Annotated in this window: 18 protein-coding genes; 9 read left to right on the forward strand and 9 right to left on the reverse strand. The window is 33.1% G+C overall.

The genetic code is table 11. The features are described from left to right. Positions 1-14 precede the first annotated feature (14 nt). The 5 genes from aqpZ (at position 15) to ACODSB_RS15015 (ending at position 4307) form a co-directional block, all read left to right on the forward strand. The gene (gene aqpZ, locus ACODSB_RS14995) at positions 15-731 is read left to right on the forward strand and encodes an aquaporin Z (RefSeq protein WP_053474097.1); all 717 of its coding nucleotides are present in this window, start codon (positions 15-17) and stop codon (positions 729-731) included. Positions 732-746: 15 nt separating this feature from the next. Further along, positions 747-989, forward strand: a complete 243-nt coding sequence (locus ACODSB_RS15000; protein WP_053474098.1) for a GlsB/YeaQ/YmgE family stress response membrane protein — start codon at positions 747-749, stop codon at positions 987-989. Positions 990-1109: 120 nt separating this feature from the next. Beyond that, complete coding sequence (locus ACODSB_RS15005) at positions 1110-1946, forward strand: sterol desaturase family protein (RefSeq protein WP_488937639.1); 837 nt, start codon at positions 1110-1112, stop codon at positions 1944-1946. Positions 1947-2059: 113 nt separating this feature from the next. Then, a complete protein-coding gene (locus ACODSB_RS15010) occupies positions 2060-2338 on the forward strand; it encodes a DUF2805 domain-containing protein (RefSeq protein WP_053474100.1) in 279 nt (92 codons plus the stop codon). A 112-nt stretch (positions 2339-2450) separates the two neighbouring features. Continuing rightward, the gene (locus ACODSB_RS15015; protein ID WP_488937640.1) at positions 2451-4307 is read left to right on the forward strand and encodes a M61 family metallopeptidase; all 1857 of its coding nucleotides are present in this window, start codon (positions 2451-2453) and stop codon (positions 4305-4307) included. A 201-nt stretch (positions 4308-4508) separates the two neighbouring features. On the opposite strand, the gene ACODSB_RS15020 is transcribed toward ACODSB_RS15015, so the two are convergent. From ACODSB_RS15020 to ACODSB_RS15045, 6 genes are all read right to left on the reverse strand, one after another. Then, entirely contained in the window at positions 4509-4952 is a 444-nt protein-coding gene (locus ACODSB_RS15020) for a hypothetical protein (protein ID WP_488937641.1), read from the reverse strand. Between the two features lie 326 nt (positions 4953-5278). Beyond that, complete coding sequence (locus ACODSB_RS15025) at positions 5279-7618, reverse strand: GH92 family glycosyl hydrolase (RefSeq protein WP_488937642.1); 2340 nt, start codon at positions 7616-7618, stop codon at positions 5279-5281. 461 nt (positions 7619-8079) lie between these two features. Further along, positions 8080-8688, reverse strand: coding sequence for a GNAT family N-acetyltransferase (locus ACODSB_RS15030; RefSeq protein WP_053474103.1), 609 nt, complete (start codon positions 8686-8688; stop codon positions 8080-8082). Between the two features lie 240 nt (positions 8689-8928). After that, positions 8929-9285, reverse strand: coding sequence for a hypothetical protein (locus tag ACODSB_RS15035; protein WP_488937643.1), 357 nt, complete (start codon positions 9283-9285; stop codon positions 8929-8931). Between the two features lie 157 nt (positions 9286-9442). After that, on the reverse strand, positions 9443-10621 hold the full coding sequence (locus tag ACODSB_RS15040) for an AIR synthase related protein (RefSeq protein WP_488937644.1): 1179 nt from the start codon (positions 10619-10621) through the stop codon (positions 9443-9445). 240 nt (positions 10622-10861) lie between these two features. Further along, positions 10862-13051, reverse strand: a complete 2190-nt coding sequence (locus ACODSB_RS15045; RefSeq protein WP_053474106.1) for a glutamine synthetase III family protein — start codon at positions 13049-13051, stop codon at positions 10862-10864. Between the two features lie 428 nt (positions 13052-13479). Here ACODSB_RS15045 and ACODSB_RS15050 point away from each other — a divergent pair, with 428 nt between their 5' ends. From ACODSB_RS15050 to ACODSB_RS15060, 3 genes are all read left to right on the forward strand, one after another. Further along, positions 13480-14496, forward strand: a complete 1017-nt coding sequence (locus tag ACODSB_RS15050; RefSeq protein WP_053474107.1) for a glutamine synthetase beta-grasp domain-containing protein — start codon at positions 13480-13482, stop codon at positions 14494-14496. Between the two features lie 489 nt (positions 14497-14985). After that, a complete protein-coding gene (locus tag ACODSB_RS15055) occupies positions 14986-15951 on the forward strand; it encodes a TerC family protein (protein WP_180861745.1) in 966 nt (321 codons plus the stop codon). Between the two features lie 184 nt (positions 15952-16135). Beyond that, a complete protein-coding gene (locus ACODSB_RS15060) occupies positions 16136-17968 on the forward strand; it encodes a T9SS type A sorting domain-containing protein (protein WP_488937645.1) in 1833 nt (610 codons plus the stop codon). 68 nt (positions 17969-18036) lie between these two features. On the opposite strand, the gene ACODSB_RS15065 is transcribed toward ACODSB_RS15060, so the two are convergent. The 3 genes from ACODSB_RS15065 to ACODSB_RS15075 form a co-directional block, all read right to left on the reverse strand. Beyond that, on the reverse strand, positions 18037-18552 hold the full coding sequence (locus tag ACODSB_RS15065; protein WP_488937646.1) for a hypothetical protein: 516 nt from the start codon (positions 18550-18552) through the stop codon (positions 18037-18039). A gap of 86 nt (positions 18553-18638) precedes the next feature. After that, the gene (locus tag ACODSB_RS15070; protein ID WP_488937647.1) at positions 18639-19508 is read right to left on the reverse strand and encodes an alpha/beta hydrolase; all 870 of its coding nucleotides are present in this window, start codon (positions 19506-19508) and stop codon (positions 18639-18641) included. Positions 19509-19960: 452 nt separating this feature from the next. After that, complete coding sequence (locus ACODSB_RS15075) at positions 19961-20833, reverse strand: AraC family transcriptional regulator (RefSeq protein ID WP_053474112.1); 873 nt, start codon at positions 20831-20833, stop codon at positions 19961-19963. A gap of 450 nt (positions 20834-21283) precedes the next feature. Between ACODSB_RS15075 and ACODSB_RS15080 the strand changes: the two genes are divergently transcribed. Next, complete coding sequence (locus ACODSB_RS15080; protein ID WP_053474113.1) at positions 21284-21682, forward strand: T9SS type A sorting domain-containing protein; 399 nt, start codon at positions 21284-21286, stop codon at positions 21680-21682. Positions 21683-22167: the final 485 nt, after the last annotated feature.

Here is a 22167-nt window from a genome sequence, read left to right on the forward strand (position 1 = left end):
TAAATTATTTTATTATGAAAAAATTGTTTGCAGAGTTTTTCGGAACTTATTGGCTGGTTTTTGGAGGTTGTGGAAGCGCCATTTTTGCTGCCGGTTATCCTGAATTAGGAATTGGGTTTGCAGGGGTTGCTTTAGCATTTGGTTTAACTGTTTTGACAATGGCTTACGCTGTTGGACATATTTCGGGCGGACATTTTAATCCGGCTGTTTCATTTGGTTTATGGGCTGGGGGAAGATTTCCTGCCAAAGATCTTATTCCTTACATAATTGCGCAATGTATTGGTGCAATTGCTGCTGCGGGAACATTATATACAATTGCATCAGGAAAAGCAGGATTTATAATCGATAATACTAAAGCCGGAGCTTTTGCATCAAATGGTTTTGGGGCATTTTCTCCAGATGGATATTCATTACAGGCTGCTTTTATTGCTGAATTTGTATTGACTTTATTTTTCTTATTGATCATTTTAGGAAGTACAGATAAATGTGCAAACACTAACTTCTGCGGAATTGCAATTGGTTTAGGATTAACTTTAATTCACTTAATAAGTATTCCAATTACAAATACTTCTGTAAATCCTGCAAGATCATTATCTCAGGCAATTTTTGCGGGCGGAGAACCGCTTTCGCAGGTCTGGCTGTTTTGGGTCGCGCCAATTTTAGGTGCTGTTGCAGCAGGATTTATTTATAAACTCCTTTTACAGAAAAACGAAGAAGATCACACTAACTAATCAACTTATCCTAATATGAGTTTTATATATTTTTTAATTATTGGTGCAATTTCAGGATGGCTTGCCGGTCAAATCTGGAAAGGTGCTGGTTTTGGTTTAATTGGTAATATCATTGTTGGAATCCTTGGCGGTATATTTGGAGGATGGCTTGCAGCTAAACTTGGTATTGGCGGCGGCGGACTTTTATGGCAGATTTTAATTGCTGTTGGAGGTGCATGGATTTTACTATTTATTATTAGTTTGATTAAAAAAGCATAAAAATTTTAACCAATTATAAAATTTAAAGAGAAAATCAGATATATTTATATTTGGTTTTCTCTTTTTCTTTAGATAAAATCGAAAAAAGAAAGCTTCATTTCAACTCAAATCTAATTGGTTATGAACGAAATTATTTCTTATTTCAGCACTATTCCGTCTTCACACCGGAGTCTTATCTTAATTGGCGGGATTACACTTTTTTGGGTAATAGAAAATACTTTCCCTTTGTTTCAAATGCAATATAGAAAATGGCATCATGCGGGAATCAATATCTTTTTTACCATTACCACTATTATTGTCAATTTTATTCTGGCTTTTATTTTAATAAAAACGGCCAGCTGGACCACTGAAAATAATTTCGGGATTTTACAATGGCTTACTCAAATTCCTATTTGGCTTTATACTATTATTGGTCTGCTTTTATTAGATTTAATTGGTGCTTATTTAGTTCATTTTATAGAACATAAAATAAAGTTTTTATGGCGTTTTCACATAATTCATCATACTGATACCTGGATTGATACCACAACAGCAAACAGGCATCATCCGGGAGAGAGCGTAATTCGTTTTGTGTTTACAACACTTGGCGTATTAATCGTAGGCAGCCCAATGTGGATGGTATTTTTATATCAATCTTTGTCTGTTATATTCTCACAATTTAATCATGCCAATATTTCGTTGCCAAATAAACTGGATTTATTCCTAAGTTATTTTATAGTTTCTCCCAATATGCATAAAGTGCATCATCATTATGTACTGCCTTATACTGATAGCAATTATGGCAATATTTTTTCTGTCTGGGACAGGCTTTTCGGTACTTATACCTATTTACCAAAAGATCAATTAATTTACGGTGTAGATACTCATATGCTTGCCGAAGAAAACAACCAGTTGAAAAATTTATTGCAAATTCCGTTTCAGAAAACAAGATCTGCAAAAAACACTAAAAATCAATAAAAAAAAATATACCTGGGCGTACCAACTAATTATTTTTTTTATTAATATTGATATATAAAATGAAAATCAATCTATTAATCATTAACCCTCTATTTTGAATTAATTTTCACGAGATGAAAAAGAGTAACCGCAAAGAATTGAATTGGGAACAAACGGAAAGACTTGTTTCGTTAGCCTTAGAAGAAAGAAATCCATTTGAAATCATAAAAAAAGAGTTTGGATTGGAAGAAAAAGAAGTTCTTGAAATAATGAAGAAGAAAATGCCTCTTGAAAAATTTGAGATGTGGAAAAAGAAGGCTATAGCGAATAAACCTAAACCAAAGCCTATTAAAATTGATGATTTTGACGAAGACTTGGATGGTAAATATTATATTAAAAATAAATTTGACTAAGATTTAAAACTCCTGTAAAAGCAGGAGTTTTTTTTTATTTATAACTTTTTACAATGATTTTGTAACTATTTTGTAATTTTCTAGTCTGATAGGTATAACTAAACATAAACAAATGAAAAAAATACTTTACACTTTAGCTCTTGCAGTAACGCTTTGGAGCTGTAAAACAGGAAGTTCTTCAGTTTCTGAAAAAAATGTCGTAGACGTCAACATCAATCTTGTTGATGTAAAAGACGATAAAGTTTTGGTAACTGTAACGCCTCCTGCAATTAAAACAGATGAAATTATCTACAGTATTCCAAAAACAGTTCCAGGAACTTATTCTACTGATAACTACGGAAAATACTCAGAGGATTTTAAAGCTTATGATGCTAAAGGAAATGCATTAACTGTAACCAGAATTGGCGATAATTCATGGTCGATTGCTAATGCTAAAACGCTTAAAAAAATTACTTATTTAGTTAATGATACTTTTGACACTGAAAAAGGTACCGGATTTGGTAATGATGATGTTTTCTCACCTGCAGGAACAAACATCAAAGCCGGAGAAAATTTCTTAGTAAATACACATGGTTTTGTTGGGTATTTCAAAGACAAACTAGAAATTCCGTACAAAGTTACCATTACACATCCTGAAACACTTTGGGGCGCAACTTCAATGACTGATGAAGATGCAAGCAAAACAAGCGATGTTTTTACAACGACTCGTTATGCTGTTTTAGTTGAAAATCCAATTATGTATTCTAAACCAGATTACACTACTTTCAACGTTAACGGAATGGATATTTTAATTGCTGTTTATTCTCCAACTGGAAAATTTACTGCAGAAAGTATTACTCCTGAAATGAAAACAATGATGACGGCTCAGAAAAACTTTTTAGGTAAAGTAAATGCTAATAAAAAGTATACTGTATTATTGTATTTATCAAGCATGGCAAAAGACGATGCACACGGATTTGGAGCTTTAGAACATCCAACTGCTACTACAGTTGTACTTCCTGAATCTATGCCAAAAGAAAGATTAGTAGAATCAATGAAAGATGTTGTTTCTCATGAGTTTTTCCACATTGTAACTCCATTGACAGTTCACTCAAAAGAAATCCAGTATTTTGATTATAATGACCCAAAAATGTCTGAGCATTTATGGATGTACGAAGGTGTAACAGAATATTTTGCAAATCTTTTCCAAATCAACCAGGGTTTAATTAATGAAGGAGAATTCTACACTAGAATTGCAGATAAAATTGAGCAGGCAAAAAAATTAGATGATACAATGTCATTTACTAAAATGAGTGCTAATGTTTTAGAACAACCCTATAAAGATCAATACTTAAACGTGTACCAAAAAGGAGCGCTGATTGGAATGTGTATCGATATTATCATTAGAGAAAAAAGCAACGGTGAAAGAGGAATTCTTGATTTAATGCATAAATTATCAACTGAATATGGTGTTGAAAAACCATTCAACGATAATGAATTATTTGCTAAAATCACACAATTGACTTATCCTGAAGTTGGGGATTTCTTAAACAAATATGTAGCGGGAACAACTCCAATTCCTTACGATTTTTATTTGGCTAAAGTTGGTGTAACAAAAGCAATGGAGAAAAAAACCGGAGCTGTTTTCTTAAAAGGACAAACGCCTTATATCAAAATTGATAAACAGACAAAAGAAATCGCAGTTCGTCCTGATGTTGAACTAAACGATTTCTTCAAAAACTTAAACTTAAAAGGAGGCGATATTATTTTAGCAGTAAATAACAAAGCTTATTCTTTAGAAAACATTTACGAACTTATTGGTGCAAGTGAAAACTGGAAAGAAAATGATCCAATTACTTTAAAAATAAAACGTGATGGTAAAGAAGAAACCATAAAAGGAACTGTAAAACTACCATTTGAAGAAACTGAAACTTTTAAAGCAACTGATGCTTCAAAAGAGAAACTTAAAAATGCATGGTTAAAAGGATAATTTCTTTTAAACCCATAAAAAAACCGACAAGCGATTGTCGGTTTTTTTGTGATTATTTGTTCCGTTTGTCAGACTGAGCGAAGTCGAAGTCACGTAAGTCAAATCCTCACTGTTGAGGGCTTCGACTTCGCTCAGCCTGACAATATTGTATCTCACCTTTGTCAAAGTTTAAAACTTTGACAAAGGTTTTTAAAAGCCTAATTATTTCTTAACCGGAAACTTCCAGGCAAACTCATCTTTATCATTGATAATTGCACCAATTTCAAATTTTACAACCTCATCAAATTCCGTTTGAAGAATAAACCAATTGTCTTCGTTGAAGTAATTTTCGAAAGTATCAAAAGTTTCCTGAGTATATTTTGTAATTCCTTTTGCAGCAAAATCTTTCTTTACATCAGCAATTTTTCTTCCGATTATTTTGAATCCGAAAACTTCCAAATCATTGCTTGAAGCTACTAAATAGCCTAATTTTAAATCTTCTTCTTCATAAAATGTCAATCTGATTTTGTGTGCGTTGTATACAAAAATCACATTGTCATCTTCATCTTTATAGTTTTTATCAGGTTTTCCTAAAACAGCTGTAACATCATTCTGCTTCATTCCGAAAAGCAGTTTATCAATTCCTGATTTTAAATTTATTTTCATATTGATTGTCTTTATTTGAAGTGCAAATTTCGTGAAGTTTTTTGTTGTTCCGCCCCGAATTACGCAAATTTTCTTGAATTTTAATTTTGTTCTCTTTTCAGGATGAGTCCCTTTCTGTCAGGCTGAGCGAAGTCGAAGCCTTTTTACGTTTATTTTTTTGCCACGAATTTCACGAATTTTCACGAATTCAATTTTGCTTTATAGTCAGGCTGAGCGAAGTCGAAGCCCGTTTTCGTCGTAAAAGCCCTTCGACTTCGCTCAGGGTGACATTAGATTAAATAAACATCAGTGTAAACCCGTTTCACCAGTAAAATCCGTGGTCCATCTTAATTTTGATAATTCTTTTTATTCGGTTTTGCACTCATGTAAAAAGTAATTTTACCACCATTAATAACATCTGCATGTTTCAGGAAAGGTCTTGAAATTTCTTTTCCATTCAGCAAAACCTTACTCACAAATACATTTTTATCCGATTGATTTAAGGTTTCAACTTCAAAGTTTTTTCCGTTTTCTAAATTAAAAACAGCTTTTTTAACCAGCGGACTTCCTAATGCATATTCATCAGAACCCGGAGCAACAGGATAAAATCCTAAACTGCTGAAAATATACCAGGCACTCATTTGTCCGAAATCGTCATTTCCTCCTAAACCATCAGCTCCGTTTCGGTACATTTTTTTAAGAATCATTCTGATTTTATCTTGTGATTTCCAAGGTGAATCTGTCCAGTTATACAAATAAACTACGTGATGTGAAGGTTCATTTCCGTGAACATAATTCCCAATGATTCCGTCTCTTGTAATATCTTCTGTGTTTTCAAAATATTTATCCGGTAAATGCATATTAAACAATGAATCTAAACGAACTTTAAACTTTTCATTTCCACCCATCATTTTTATCATATCAGCAGGATCTTGCGGAACGTATAAACTATAATTCCATGAATTTCCTTCGATAAAACCCTGTCCGTGTGTATCAAGCGGATCAAATTCTTTTTTGAAAGTTCCATCGTTTAATTTAGGACGCATGAAACCAGTTTTCTCGTCATAAACATTTTTATAATTCTTCGATCTTTCGATGAATTCATTATAAATATCTGTTTTACCCAATTTCTTCGCTGCCTGCGCAATTGCCCAGTCATCATAAGCATATTCTAAAGTTTTCGAAACCGAAGCACCATTTTTATCTTCAGGAACATAACCTTTCTTCATATAAAATTCTAAGCCATCATAGTAAGGCACTTTTGCAGTATTAACACAAGCTTGAAGTGCTTTTTCTGCATCAAAATTTGTATTGCCTTTTACAATTGCATCTGCCACAACAGAAACCGAATGATACCCAATCATACACCAGTTTTCATTCGCATAATGCGACCATATCGGAAGCATTTTATGCACACTTTGATCTGAATGCGCCAGCATTGAACTTACCATATCCGTGTTTCTTTTCGGTTGCACAATATTGAATAACGGGTGCAAAGCTCTATACGTATCCCAAAGCGAATAACTGGTATAATTTGTAAAGTTTTCTGCTTTATGAACATTCATATCAATACCTTTGTAATTTCGATCTAAGTCCATGTATTCTGTTGGTCCTAAAAATGCATGATACATTGCAGTATAAAAGTTAACCAAATCTTCTTTTTGAATCGTTTCAACCTGAACTTTATTCAATTCTTTATTCCAAACTTCCTGACTTTGTTTTTTAACGCGTTCAAAATCCCAATCCGGAATTTCTTTTTTCATGTTTTCTAATGCTCCTGCAGAACTTACAGGTGATAAAGCCATTTTGATTTTGATTTTTTCGCCTTCGTTTGTATCAAAATCAAAGAACAATTTTAAGTTTTGTCCTGCCATTTCAGGGAAATTTTTCGTTTGATCAAATCTTCCCCAAAAACCTCTGTAAACACTTTTTTCCTGTGCGGCCTGTCCGTAACTTTTGATTGGTTTACTAAAAGACATAGCAAAATAAACGGTTCTCGTTCTCGCCCAGCCGTTTGTCTGGCGATATCCTGTAATTAAAGTATCGTTTTCTACACGTACAAAAGTCCAGACATTTTTTTTATCGTAATTGTAAATTCCCGAAGTCAGATCCAGAATAATATGCGCTTCATCTGATTTTGGAAAAGTATATTGATGCATTCCTACTCTTGTTGTTGCAGTCAATTCAGCTTTAATATTATGATCTTCCAGAAGAACGCTGTAATACGCAGGTTCTGCTTTTTCTGTCGAATGTGAAAATGCAGATCTATAGCCTGATAAAGGTTTTGAAGCAACACCGGGATTCAATTGCAATTTTCCGGTTGTTGGCATAATTAGAAAATCTCCTAAATCAGAATGACCTGTTCCGCTAAAATGGGTGTGGCTGAAACCTACAATCGTTTTGTCTTCGTATTGATATCCTGCACAATATTTATAAACTTCACCATTGTATTTTCCGTTTAAACTATAAGCAATGGTATCGGTTTCGGGGCTTAATTGTACGCTCCCAAAAGGCACTGTTGCTCCCGGATAAGTATGTCCCATTTTTGCTGTTCCAATCATTGGATCAACATATTGAATCAAATTTTTAAGGCTGTTTTCTTTTTTTTGAGCATTTGTATTTGCTGTAAAAGCAAACATTAAAGTTCCAAATGCAATAATAAAAGCAGGTTTTTGTAAAATATTCATTGGGTAATTTTCTGTAATTGTTTCGTTCAGAAAATTACGATAAAATATAGTTTTAAAAAATTTAAATTTTAAAATATAAATATAACAACCGAGCCTAGTGGCTGTTTTTATATTGTCCATTCTTTTAAACCGGATTAAAATCCAGCTCTACAATATGAATCGAGCCTAACGGTCCTTTAATATGATTATGTTCAATTGGTTCGATCTATGAAAATGCAATGGATTTTAATCCATTTAAAAATTATACGCAATAAATAAGAGTTCCGAAGGAACGGTTTATATTGTAGGGCTGGATTTCAATCCAGTTTAAAAATGAATCTAGCCATTTAGAGCCATTGCCAATAAACGGTTATGAATTATAATATTATAAATATAGATGAATCATATTTTTTTCACATATTGGTTTTTAAACCGGATTAAAAGCCGGCCCTACAATATGAATCGAGCCTGGTGGCTCCTTTTTAAAGCTTACGTTTTAGATTTTCTTTCACCTCATCAAACCATTCGTTTTTTAGAATACTTAAAACGATAGAATCACGACGAACATTTCCGTCTCGTGTTGGCATGTTGCTTCTTAAAACACCTTCGACTTTACAGCCAATGCTTTTCATTGCGGCGATGCTTCTTTCGTTATTATTATCGGCACGAAATTCTACTCGCTCCATTCCAAGGGTTTCAAAAGCGAATTGAAGTAATAAAAATTTGCAGTGTTTGTTTAGTCCGGTTCCTCTAAAAGCTGATCCGTACCACGTATAACCTAATTGTAAAGTTTTGAAATCAAGTTTGATATCATAAAAACGCGTTGAACCGGCGTATTTTTGAGATTTTTTATCAAAAACAATAAAAGGAAATTCTTTTTTATCTTCTCTTTCTTTTATTGCCAATTGTATGTAGTTGATCAAGTTGTCTTTTCCTTCTGCTCCAACTAAAGAATATTTCCAGGTTTCTGGTTCGTTGAGAGAAATTTCCAGTAAATTTTCTACATCTGATTCCTGAATAGGACGTAATAAAACGAAGTCGTCTTCTAAAATTATATTATCTGTGAAATTGAAATTTGATGTTTGGTTCATTGGTTTATTTCGATTAGTTAAATATTTCCAGACATTCTTTGAGTAAAAATGTAGTCCCTACGGGACAATGTGAAACCTGTAAATACGTCATATCTACCGATATTTAATCTCTACGAGATATTTACTTATAATATCTTACTCCGCTAGGAGTATAATATCGGTAGAAAAATAATACCTCCCGAGAAAAATGTTCCGTAGGAACTATACATTTACAATTATTTATGAAATATTCACAAAAAACTACTCACTCATTTCATCATAACGCTCCGGAACCTGCGGATCGTAAAGCGGACATTTGAATTCTCCCATCAAGTCTACTAACTGATTCATGGTTTTTCCTTCGGTTCCATAACAATCAATTTTAATACTTTGCGGAGTGGTAATAACCTGAAACGCTCCTTTTCCTGCATTATTTTTCCAACTGTTTTCATCAACTCTTTCCCATTTTGAAAAAACAGAATTGATACGATTGATAATTACCTTAACAGGAAGTTTTTCAAGGCCGTCAACTTCTTCTTTTTCAACAAGAGCTTCGTAAACCTCATGATGGTTCAGGTAAATTTCGTCTAAGTATCTCCAAAAAAGCAGTTCGTACATAATGAGGTGTATGTTTTTAAACCATATAAGTGATATAAGAAAATATAAATGAATGTCATTGCTTGCCAATTAGAAAAGGGCTTCGACTTCGCTCAACCTGACAATCAATTCTGCTCAGTTTAAAATGAACTTATATTACTTATATGGTGAATAAAATTTAATATTCGAATGTTCCGTATTCGCTGGTGATTGTTAGTTTTTTAGCATCGGCTGCTTCTACTCTACCTACGATTTGGGCATCAACATTGAATGTTTTTGAAATCTCGATAATATCCTGTGCAATGTTTTCAGGAACATAAAGTTCCATACGGTGACCGCAGTTGAAAACCTGATACATTTCTTTCCAATCCGTTTTTGATTGTTCCTGAATTAACTTGAACAATGGCGGAACCGGAAATAAATTATCTTTTATAATGTGTAAATTCTGAACGAAATGTAAAATTTTAGTCTGTGCGCCTCCGCTGCAATGCACCATTCCGTGAATCTCGTTTGGAGTGTATTTATCTAAAATTTTCTTGATAATTGGTGCGTAAGTTCTAGTTGGTGAAAGTACCAACTGACCTGCGTTTATTGGGCTGTTTTCAACTTCATCAGTTAAATTTACCTGACCAGAATAAATTAATTCTTCGGGAACAGCTGCATCGTAACTTTCAGGATATTTTTTAGCCAGATATTTTCCAAAAACGTCGTGACGTGCAGAAGTTAATCCGTTACTTCCCATTCCTCCGTTATATCCTTTTTCGTAAGTTGCTTGTCCAAAAGAAGCCAAACCAACAATTACGTCTCCAGCTTTGATATTAGCATTGTCTACCACATCAGCACGTTTCATACGAGCTGTAACAGTTGAGTCAACAATGATTGTACGAACAACATCTCCCACATCAGCAGTTTCACCTCCAGTTGAATGAATCGTTACTCCAAAAGATTTTAATTCATTGATTAATTCTTCGGTTCCGTTGATGATTGCAGAAATAACATCAGCCGGTATTAAGTTTTTATTTCTTCCAATGGTTGAAGAAAGTAAAATATTATCGGTTGCCCCAACACATAATAAATCGTCAATATTCATGATTAAAGCATCCTGAGCAATTCCTTTCCAAACCGAAAGATCTCCGGTTTCTTTCCAATACATATAAGCCAAAGATGATTTTGTACCCGCTCCGTCGGCATGCATAATTAAGCAGTGGTCGTTGTCCTGAGTTAAATAATCAGGAACAATTTTACAGAATGCCTGCGGAAATAAACCTTTGTCAATATTTTTTATAGCGTTATGTACGTCTTCTTTTGATGCCGAAACACCTCTTTGTGCATATCTTTTGCTAGAATCTGAACTCATGAAAATTAGTTTGTGTTGATGTGGTGCAAAGATAATCCCTTTTTTTAATTCTTTAGGTATTCAGGTATATAGGATTCAAAAAAAGTTTTGCCACGAATTACACGAATTTTCACGAATCTTTTTTTCTTAAAAAACAAAAATCATCCTTATTGGATGATTTTTGCATGTTTTAAATATTTTATAGAAAATAGTAAAAAAACAAATTCGTGAAAATTCGTGCAATTCGTGGCTTAAAAAAAACTATTTAGTAAACAATAATTCTCTGTATTTTGTTAATGTCCAGCTTTCGTCATCCACTAATAATTCTAATTTATCACAGTGATTACGGATATCTTCAAAATATGGCTTTACAGTATTGCAATACGCTTCGGCCATTTTTTGACCATCTGTTAACTGATTTGCTTTTTTTCTTTCATTGGTCATGGCCAAAACTTTAGAATTGATTCCTTCAATATGACCAGAAATTTCTTTGATTAAAGTAATTTGTTCTTTTGCAATAGTTTCAAATTCTTTTCCGAAGATTTCTTTTAAACCTTTTACATTTTCAATTAATGTATTTTGGTAACGAATAGCCGTTGGAATTACATGATTTCTGGCAATGTCTCCTAGAACTCTTCCTTCAATTTGGATTTTCTTAGTATATTCTTCTAATTCAATTTCATAACGAGCTTCGGCTTCAACGTGATTAAAAATTCCTAATTCAGCAAATAAATCTAAAGCTTGTTTAGAAACTTTCGCTTTTATCGCTTCCGGAGTTGTTTTAAAATTGCTCAAACCTCTTTTTGCAGCTTCTTTTTCCCAAGCTTCGCTATAACCATCGCCTTCAAAAAGAATTTTTTTAGATTGTTTGATGTATTCTCTTAAAACATTAAAAATAGCATCGTCCTTTTTCATGTCTTTTGACTCGATCAGGTTCTCTACTTCATTTTTAAAATCTATTAATTGTTTTGCTACAATAGCATTTAAAGTTGTCATTGCGTTTGAACAGTTTGAATTTGAACCAACAGCTCTAAACTCAAATTTATTTCCTGTAAAAGCAAAAGGCGAAGTTCTGTTTCTGTCTGTATTATCTAATAATACGTCTGGAATTTTACCAACAACGTTTAATTTTAAATCTGTTTTTTCTTCTGGAGAAAGTTTTCCGGTTGTTACGCTTTCTAATTCAGATAAAACTTTTGTTAACTGCGCTCCAATAAAAACAGACATAATTGCCGGCGGCGCTTCATTTGCACCTAATCTATGATCGTTACTTGCTGTTGCTATAGAAGCTCTTAATAAAGTTTCATTATCGTTTACTGCTTTTATGGTATTGATAAAGAAAGTCAAAAACTGCAAATTGCTCATTGGTGTTTTACTCGGACTTAATAAGTTAACTCCGGTATCTGTTGCTAATGACCAGTTATTATGTTTTCCTGAACCGTTTACTCCTTTAAATGGTTTTTCGTGAAATAACACTTTAAAATCATGACGTTCTGCCACTCTCTGCATCACATCCATTAATAAAGAGTTATGGTCTACGGCCAGATTGGTTTCTTCAAAAATTGGTGCCAACTCAAACTGATTTGGCGCAACTTCGTTATGACGTGTTTTTACCGGAATTCCCAATAACATACATTCCTGCTCTAAATCTCTCATATAAGTAAGAGCACGAGTTGGAATAGATCCGAAATAATGGTCGTCTAACTGTTGTCCTTTTGCAGATGTATGTCCTAATAAAGTTCTTCCTGTCATTACTAAGTCTGGGCGTGAATTTGCCAAAGCTTTATCAATAAGGAAATACTCTTGTTCCCATCCTAAAGTTGCCGTTACTTTTTTTACGTTTTTATCAAAATATTTACAAACTTCTGTAGCCGCTTCGTCAATTGCAGATAATGCTCTTAATAAAGGTATTTTATTATCTAAGGCTTCACCTGTATAAGCAATAAAAACGGTTGGAATACATAAAGTTGTACCATATATAAAGGCTGGCGAAGTTGGGTCCCAGGCTGTGTATCCTCTTGCTTCAAATGTATTTCTGATTCCTCCGTTAGGAAAACTTGACGCATCTGGTTCTTGTTGTACTAATTGCGCTCCGCCAAATTTCTCCACAGGGTCACTTCCATCATATGAAGTTTCAAAAAAAGCATCGTGTTTTTCGGCAGTAGTTCCTGTTAATGGCTGAAACCAGTGCGTGTAATGCGTCACTCCTTTTGCTAATGCCCATTCTTTCATTCCCATGGCGATATAATCTGCCAGTTTACGTTCTATTTTCGTTCCGTGTTGAATGGCATCTCTTACTCCTTTTAAAGCATCTGAAGTTAAAAACTGCTTCATTGCTTTCTCATTAAACACATTTGATCCAAAAAGATTCGATTTCTTATCAATTTCTTCAAAGTGTACCGGCTTTCTTGTAGAAGCTTCTTGTAAAGCTTGGAAACGTAATGTTGACATGTATATAATTTTAAAAATTCGTAATAATTTTCACTAAAAAAATGAGCAACAAATATAAACAATAAAAGCCCCTTTTTTAAACTTAAAATTGAGAATTTTATAAGCAGAATTTTTAACGTATGAAGCCTTTTTTAAAGAATAGTGATTATGTTGTAAAGAAATATAACAAAAAAGCTCAGTATTATTCATTAAATAAACATTTTTTCATAATTTCTTAACCCTAAAATTCAAAAAGTTACCCTTATTTTTACGAATTTATTTTTTTTAAGTATTTAAAATTGCTTTTTTTAGAATATACCCCTATCAAAATTGCGCTTCTCAAAAAAATTATACTTCGCCCAACAAAATAGCCCCCTAATTTTTAGGACTAAAAAAATAAATCTATATTTGACCCAGCGAAAAAACAAAAAAAATAAATTTATATTATTATGGCTAAAATTAAGTTAGAGTACATTTGGTTAGATGGATACGAACCAACTCAAAATCTTAGAAGTAAAACTAAAGTTGAAGAACACGAAAATTTCAAAGGAACATTAGAAGAACTTGGAAATTGGTCATTTGATGGTTCGTCAACAAAACAAGCTGAAGGTGGTTCATCTGACTGTTTGTTAGTTCCTGTTGCAATTTATCCAGATCCAACTCGTATTAACGGATATTTAGTAATGTCTGAAGTTATGTACGCTGATGGAACTCCACACCCCTCTAACGGTAGAGCTACTATTGATGATGAGGATGATGATTTCTGGTTTGGATTCGAACAAGAATATTTCATCATGGATACTAAAACTTTATTGCCATTAGGTTTCCCTGTTGGAGGTTATCCTGCTCCACAAGGTATGTACTACTGCTCTGTAGGTGGAAAAAACACTCACGGAAGAAAATTAGTAGAAGAACATGCTGATTTATGTATCGCTGCCGGAATTAACTTTGAAGGTATTAACCAAGAGGTTGCCTGCGGACAATGGGAATTCCAATTATTCGCTAAAGGTGCTAAAAAAGCCGGAGACGAAATCTGGGTTGCTCGTTACTTATTAGATCGTTTGACTGAGAAATATGGTTACTATATTGAGTATCACCCAAAACCTCTGGGAGATACTGACTGGAATGGTTCTGGAATGCATGCTAACTTCTCTAACGAGGTGTTAAGAACATGTGGAGACCAAGCTACTTACGAAAGAATTTGTGAGGCTTTCCGTCCTGTTACTGCTGAGCATATCGCGGTTTACGGAGCTTACAATGACCAACGTTTAACTGGTAAACACGAAACTGCTTCTATTCACGATTTCTCTTATGGAGTTTCAGATAGAGGATGTTCTATCAGAATTCCTTTGATGACTGTTCAAAAAGGATGGAAAGGTTGGTTAGAAGACAGAAGACCAGCTTCAAACGGAGATCCATACAAAATCGCTGCTAGAATTATCAAAACTGTTAAATCAGCGCTATAATTCAAAGCTTAGAATATATCCTAAAAGTGCCATCGTAATTGTTGGCACTTTTTTTTGTCATTGCGAGGAACGAAGCAATCACACTAAGAAAAAGTAAGTTTGTGTAATGGCACGCAGATGACGCTGGTTTAAACAGGTTTTCTTTATTATTTCTAAAAAACAACGTACAAACGCAATCTTGTCATTCCGAGGAACGAGGACACGAGCGATAGTGAACTGGCGAAGCAATCGCACACGAAACTCTACAAAGATTGGCGACTTTCTTTGCGGAATTACTAGTGCGATTCCTCGTTCCTCGGAATGACAAGATTGCGCTAAACTTTGTCAAAGTTTAAACTTTGACAAAGTTCTAACAAACCACAACTGTCCTTCTAACCTTTTACATCCACCATCTCACAAAATTGCTTAATTTTAAAAGTACCTTTCTTATAAATAATTTTTAATTTAAACTTCAAAACTTATCTTTGTAATTCATTTAAAAAAACCATCATGATAGTCTGGACTCTCTTTTTATTGGCCGTAGTTTTTATTCTTGCTTTAGATTTAGGTGTATTCAACAAAACACCGCATATTATCAGCACCAAAGAAGCCAGTAAATGGACCTTGATTTGGGTTACTTTATCCTTTTTGTTTTCAGGCGTTATCTATTGGCTTTACACGACAGATTATATTGCAAATCCCGACGGCTTAAAGCCTGCCGTGGCTTCGATGAAGTTTATTACGGGTTATTTAATCGAATTATCTTTAAGCGTTGACAACATATTTGTAATTGCAATTATTTTCGCTTCATTTAAAATTCCGCAAAAGTACCAGCACCGTGTTTTATTCTGGGGAATTTTAGGCGCGATTGTTTTTCGTGGTTTAATGATTTTCTTCGGTGTTATGCTGATTAATAAATTTACATGGACAACCTATGTTTTTGGAGCATTCTTAGTATTTACTGCTATAAAAATGTTGTTTTCTGGAGAAGATGAAGATTTTAACCCTAAAGATTCTTTTGTATACAAAACATTAGGGAAAATTATCCCGATTACGTCTCACATGGAGCATGAGAAATTTTTCATTTTAACCGAAAAAGGAAAAAAGGCCGCAACGCCGCTTTTCGTTGCTTTGATCGTAATTGAAGTTATGGACGTTTTATTTGCTGTTGACAGCGTGCCGGCAATTTTAGCCATTACTTCTGATCCGTTTTTAGTATTTAGTTCTAATATTTTTGCCATTTTAGGTTTACGTTCTATGTATTTCTTCCTGGCAAATATGCTGGCAAAATTCAGTTTCTTAGAATATAGCTTAGTAGCTATTTTAGCATTCGTAGGTTTAAAAATGCTTTTACACGAATGGATTCACGTTCCAGAATGGGCTTCGTTAGGATTTATTGCACTTTCGCTTTTAGTTGGAATTTTGGTTTCGCTTAAATTTGGAAAAGAAAAAGAACTTACTGATTCTGATTTGTAATATCATTTCAAAATATACTTATAAGAAGAGAAAATCGTAATGATTTTCTCTTTTTTATTTTTAAAAAATAATTTATTTCACAAAAACAATAAATTTTAATAATAATCTTATGTTTTTATTTATAATTATAAGAAAATAAACATAAACAAGTACATTTATAGAATTATTAATTTAATTCTTATTTATGAAACAAAATTATCTTTATTTATTTATTTTATTATTTTTCAGCTCAATAGCAATAGGACAAAAGGTCATACTTACACCACTTGTTGTCAATAATAAAAGTGTAATTAGTACAAGCCCTATAAATCTTGAATCAGTAGACAGATCTACTGTTTCATTATCAGTAAAAATAGAATCACCAGTACCTGTAGGCAGTGAAGGCACTCTAAGTATTTTATATACAAAAGATTCAGCAATCACACCCATTGTAACTGAAGGTGGCTTTGAAAGAGTAACAAACTTTATCGGAGGAAATACAGCCACAATAAGCTTTGTAATCAATTTAACTCTAAGTAATTTCAATACTACCGGAGGATACATATTAGCACAGTACAAAAGCAATTCAGGTATAGTTTATAAAAGCAACAATGTTTCTGTTATAAAAAATGGCAGTACTACAACGCCTCCAGTAACTCCTCCAGTAACACCACCTGATCCAAATTTCAAAAACACTATATGTTGTGATCAAGTAATTAGATACGGAGACAGACCTGCTCCAATAGTAGGTTCTACTCTTGCCCCTAATAAAGTTTCTGTTTCATGGCTTAAAATTGACAATAGTCAGTTCCCTAACAAAACCTATACTGGTACTAACTATTCAAACGATAAAATTAATACCCTAATTCCTGATTATTTAACAGAAAACGCAACTTTCAAGAGAAGGCTTGGTAGTGACTTTCCTTTTAATGACAGTAACGCTATAAATATCAGAATTGTTCCTACGCCAATACTCAATGAAATTATAATTGATGGAGGTAAAGATGCAAATGGTTTTGTTGAAATCGTAGACTCAAACCCAAAACAAATATATAGTGACAGAGCATCTGCAAGGGTAAATCTAAATATTCTCGAAAATCCAAATCATGTCCCACAATCTAGAGGAGATAGTTTTGATGCTATAGAACGTTATGAATGGCAATATGCAAAAACAAATCAAAATGATGATTTTACAAATAAAAATTGGATTACAATTGAAAACGGTAACTCTGCAACTTTAGAATATGCAGTTTTAAAAAACATCCCAAACCTAGAAGACAATTATCTAGTTATTAGAAGAATTGCTTTTTATAAAGGAATAAGCAATGCTAGTAATGTTATAAAAGTTATCCCTAGAACTCTAAAAAACAATAATGTAATATGTTGTGATCAGGTTTTAGCTATGGATACTACTTTAAAACAAATTGAGAATCCATCTACAATAAGCGGCTCTACAGCAGTTATTGAAAACATACCAAATGCTCAGACTATAACCACTACTTATCAATGGCAGAGCCAAGCAATAACAAATACAAGACCTAATCAATATAGCGCTTGGTCAAATATTGCCGGAGCAACATCAAAAGATTATCTTCCAGCACCATTACAATTTGTTATTGGAACCAGAGGAGACTTAGTTGTAGAAACTACTTATAACTACAGAAGGATCGCAACAATTAACTATACAATTAATAATACCGGAAATTACACCTCAAAGTCATATAGTAATGAAACTAATTTACAAGCAGGAAGAACATACGGCACTCCAACGTTAATTGCATATCCAAATCCGGCGTCTTCTGTTATATATGTAGAAAATAAGTCTACCGACTATCTTTTATCTAGTACAAAAATCTCTGTAGCAAATGTAACGGGAACAACTGTAAGTGTGAATTTTTCCGTTGTAAATGAAAACCTAATAAGTATAGATGTTTCAAATTTAGTTATTGGAACCTATTTTATAAACATTGAAAATCCAACGGGAGGAGTAAGAGGTCGAGGCAATACCTCACAATTGACATTTATAAAAAGAAACTAACTATATCTAAATAAAAAAAGGAAATCAATAATGATTTCCTTTTTTTATTTATACTTATCTTAAAGTTCTTAGTTAATTTTTTTTACATTGCTGTCATCAATATTGTATTTTGCTATAACAGCATTATAATCTGAATAATCAACTTTTACTTTTTTAGAATTTGTTCCATCATCACCAGGAACAAGTACAATTCTAAATGTTTTTCCTAATCTAAAACTATTTGGCAGTTGAGAATAATCGCTTAAACTACCTTTTATAAAAATTCTAACATTATTTTGCGAAAAACTAAAATTATATTGAGCAGTTTCTAAACCATTATTAAAGTAATATATCTGAGGTAATAATGCCCATTGATCTCCTCCTGCTGTACCAACTAATTCATACACTAAAACATTATCACTCGGAAACATCCCTTGTATTGGAACATTTCTATCAAAACTCGGACCACTAAAATCTGTAGTAACTTCAAACACAAAAGGAAGTGGTGCATCATATCCCGGAGGCCCTTCCGGTCCTTCTGGTCCTTCGCAACCAGTAAACGCGAATAACCCAACAACTGCGAATAACGTAAGTATCTTTTTCATAATATATATTTTTTTTAAGTTTATAAAAGCATTCCAAAAACCAAACCAAAAATTTTGTTAAACCGGTTTTTGAATAAAATTTTATATTATTTTTTCACAACAACCTGATTTTTAAACAAGATCTTGCTAAAAAATAATACATGGTAAGGTAGTGAATTTTCCCAATATTCCCAAGTATGTGCGCCAGGACGTTCGGTATAATCGTGTTCTACCTTATTATAAACTAATCGGCGGTGTAATTCTCTGTTGGGTTCGATGAGAAAATCATCTACTCCGCAGTCAATAATTAGAGGTAATTTGTTTGCTTTTATTTTATCCAGCATTCCCATAACGGCGTGCTGCGCGTATAATTCAGAATTGTCACTTCTGTCTCCAAAAACAGGCTGCATTAATTTTATTACCTGCGCCGAAGATTCGCGGTTAAGCATTGTACTCATATCTACAGCCCCGCTCATACTTCCGGCAGCGCAAAATAAATCAGGATGTCTGGCAGAAAGATATAAAGCTCCGTGTCCGCCCATCGAAAGTCCGGTAATAACCCTTCCGCTTTTATTACTGATTGTTCGATATGTATTATCTACTTTTTGAATTACTTCCTGCGTAATAAAAGTTTCAAACTGGCTTTCTTTATTTACGGGACTGTCAAGATAAAAACTAAACGTTTCCCCTTCGGGCATTACAATGATTAAATTATATTGATCAGATAAACTCTGAACCAGTTTTTTATTTGGAGTATTTTTTAACCAGTCACTAAAATGTCCGTATGCTCCGTGCAATAAATACATTACCGGAAACGCGGTTTTACTTTTTGCATACGAATTTGGTAAAACTACAGCCGCCTTGTAGGTTTTACTCATGGCGGTACTTGCAATTTGTAAAGTATCTACTTTTGCCGCGTATGTCATTGACGAAACACACAGAAAAACAAAGAATACTAAAATTTTAAGGTTTTTCATTTTGATAGTTTTTTTTGATTAAAGGAGTGTAAATATACCTTTTTTCTGAACAAACTAAATGAAAAATCCGACCAGCTTTTATACTAATCGGATTATGGATTTGTTATTTTTTCTGCCACAGATTAAAAGGATTCTATGGATTATTTTCTTTGAAAAATTGGTCTGCCACTAATTACACAAATTTCCACGAATTTATTCTTTAATTTGGCTTATAAACGGATTCTAAAATCTTTTTAATCCTTTTAATCTGTGGCAAAAACATATATAAGATTGGTTTGCCGCAAATTACACGAATTTTCACGAATTTATTTTCAATGTGGCTTATAAACGGATTCTAAAATCTTTTTAATCCTTTTATCCCGATAGCTATCGGGAGTGGCAAAAACATAAAACATTCTTCACAAACTAATTCGTGGAAATTCGTGCAATTCGTGGCAAAAAACATAAAACTATTAACTAATAATAATCTTGTGTTCGTGACGGTATTGCGATGCACTTTTACCTGTGTATTGTTTAAATGATTTGCTAAAGTGGCTGAAATTATTAAAACCGCTTTCGTAACAAACCTCATTTATACTTATCGGTTTTTCGGCCAAAAGTTTAGAGGCGTGCACCAATCTGTATTCGTTTACAAACTCTGTAAAAGTTTTGTTTGAAATCTTTTTAAAATATCTACAAAAAGAAGGCGTTGTCATGCTCACTAAATTCGAAACTTCGTCGATAGCGATAGACTGCTGAAAATTATCTTTAACAAAATTAAAAACCACATTCATTCGATCGTTATCCTGAGTCTGCAGTTCCATTGCAAAACCATCTGCGTTTAGCATTGTATATTCTTCAGACGAATCTAATTCATCCAGAATACTTAAAAGCGAAAGCAAACGTTCAAACGGAAGCTGGTCTTCCATTGCTTCGATTTTTTTTCCAATATGTTTTTTAGTTTCTCCGCCAAAAGCGATTCCGCCTTTAGACTGACTTAAAACATTTTGAATCTTTCTCATTTCCGGTACTCCAAAAAAGCCATTCCCTAAAAATTCAGGTTTAATATGAATGACCGTTTCGTTTACATTTCCCGTTTGTTCATTCGTAAAGCCGCAATGCGGCAAATTAGACCCTATCAAAATCAAACTACCATTTGTATAATAGGAAACATGGCTTCCTATTTGTCTTTTTCCTGCCCCGCCGTTTATATAAACCAACTCAATCTCTGGATGATAATGCCATAAATGAGCTTTGCTATTGGTCTTTTCGGCGTGTTTAGTGTAGGTAAAAGAACTTCCGTATGAGTTAGTTATCACTTCAAGAGCTGGGGCAATTGTTTTCATGATAATTTCTTTAAAAAATAATAGCAAATTTAACAAAAACACCTAAAATAATTTAAATTTTAACCTATAACGGTTTCGTAAATGAGGATTTTTCATTAAAACAACAAAAAGATAATGTAACAAATTATTACCAAAACCTCTTTTTTTAAACAACCCATATTTTTATTCCAGATTTTTTTAAGATTTCTTATTTATTCGACCTTTTTTATAGACATTCATAATTTATGTAAGAATATTGGAAGTTTTTCAAAACGTTAACATTTAGAAAACATTGAAAAATAACAACGTAATTAACTAAAACACCTAAAATAATTCAAATTTTAACCTATAACGGTTTCGTAAATGAGAATATAGCACATAAATTGGAAAATAGAGTTGATATTATTTTCGCATAGCTGAAGTAATTTTACATCAGAGAATTAGAGATAATAATTTTTAAAAACAAATACTATGAATAAGATAAAATTAAGTTTAGTGTGTGCGGTGCTTTTATCAGGAATCAGCACTTATGCGATTGATGGAAATGAGGACTTTAATCTTCATGTATTGAAAAACGGAAAAACGATCACTTTTGGTCTTAACCAAACTCAAAAAGCAAAATTAGCTATATACGATACAGAAGGTACTTTATTGTATTCTGAAAATGCTTCTGGTAAAGACGGAATTTTAAGAACTTTCAGCTTACAAGATTTCCCTGACGGAGTTTACTTCTTAGAAGTTGAAGACAATGCAAAAAAAGTTAGATATGAAATTAATGTAAATAACGAAATCGCTACTTTATCTTCAAAAGCAATTTCATCTGTTTACAAAACAGTTTCAGACAAAAATACTAGCGTAGCAGTACGCTAAAAAACTTATACTTTTCTCATAAGTATAAACTAAGGTTAGATAGTTAGTAAAGTTAAAAACGTAAGTTTTAAAAACAGCTCTTTGTGGTTATTGGGCTGTTTTTTTTTTGCTCCAAACTTTCGATATTAGATTTTAGATTGCAGATTTTAGAGTTTAGAGTTTAGATTTTTATTGTGATTATATTGCGTTCTCCGTGGTTAAACCACGGGCTATGTTTCCAATTGTTTCTGTACAAGAAATCTAAATATTCACCACATCCTAAAAATTCATCCCAAATTTAAATATAGCCCGTGGTTTCAACCACGGGAACGCATAGTTGATATTGTATTGTGGTTACATTACGTTCCCCGTGGTTAAAACCACGGGCTATGTTTCCAATTGTTTCTATATAATGAAAAATAGAAATTTACACATCCTAAAAGTCACACCGAATTTAAATATAGCCCGTGGTTTCAACCACGGGAACATATAGTTGATATTGTATT

The sequence above is a fragment of the Flavobacterium sp. FG68 genome (assembly GCF_057808895.1).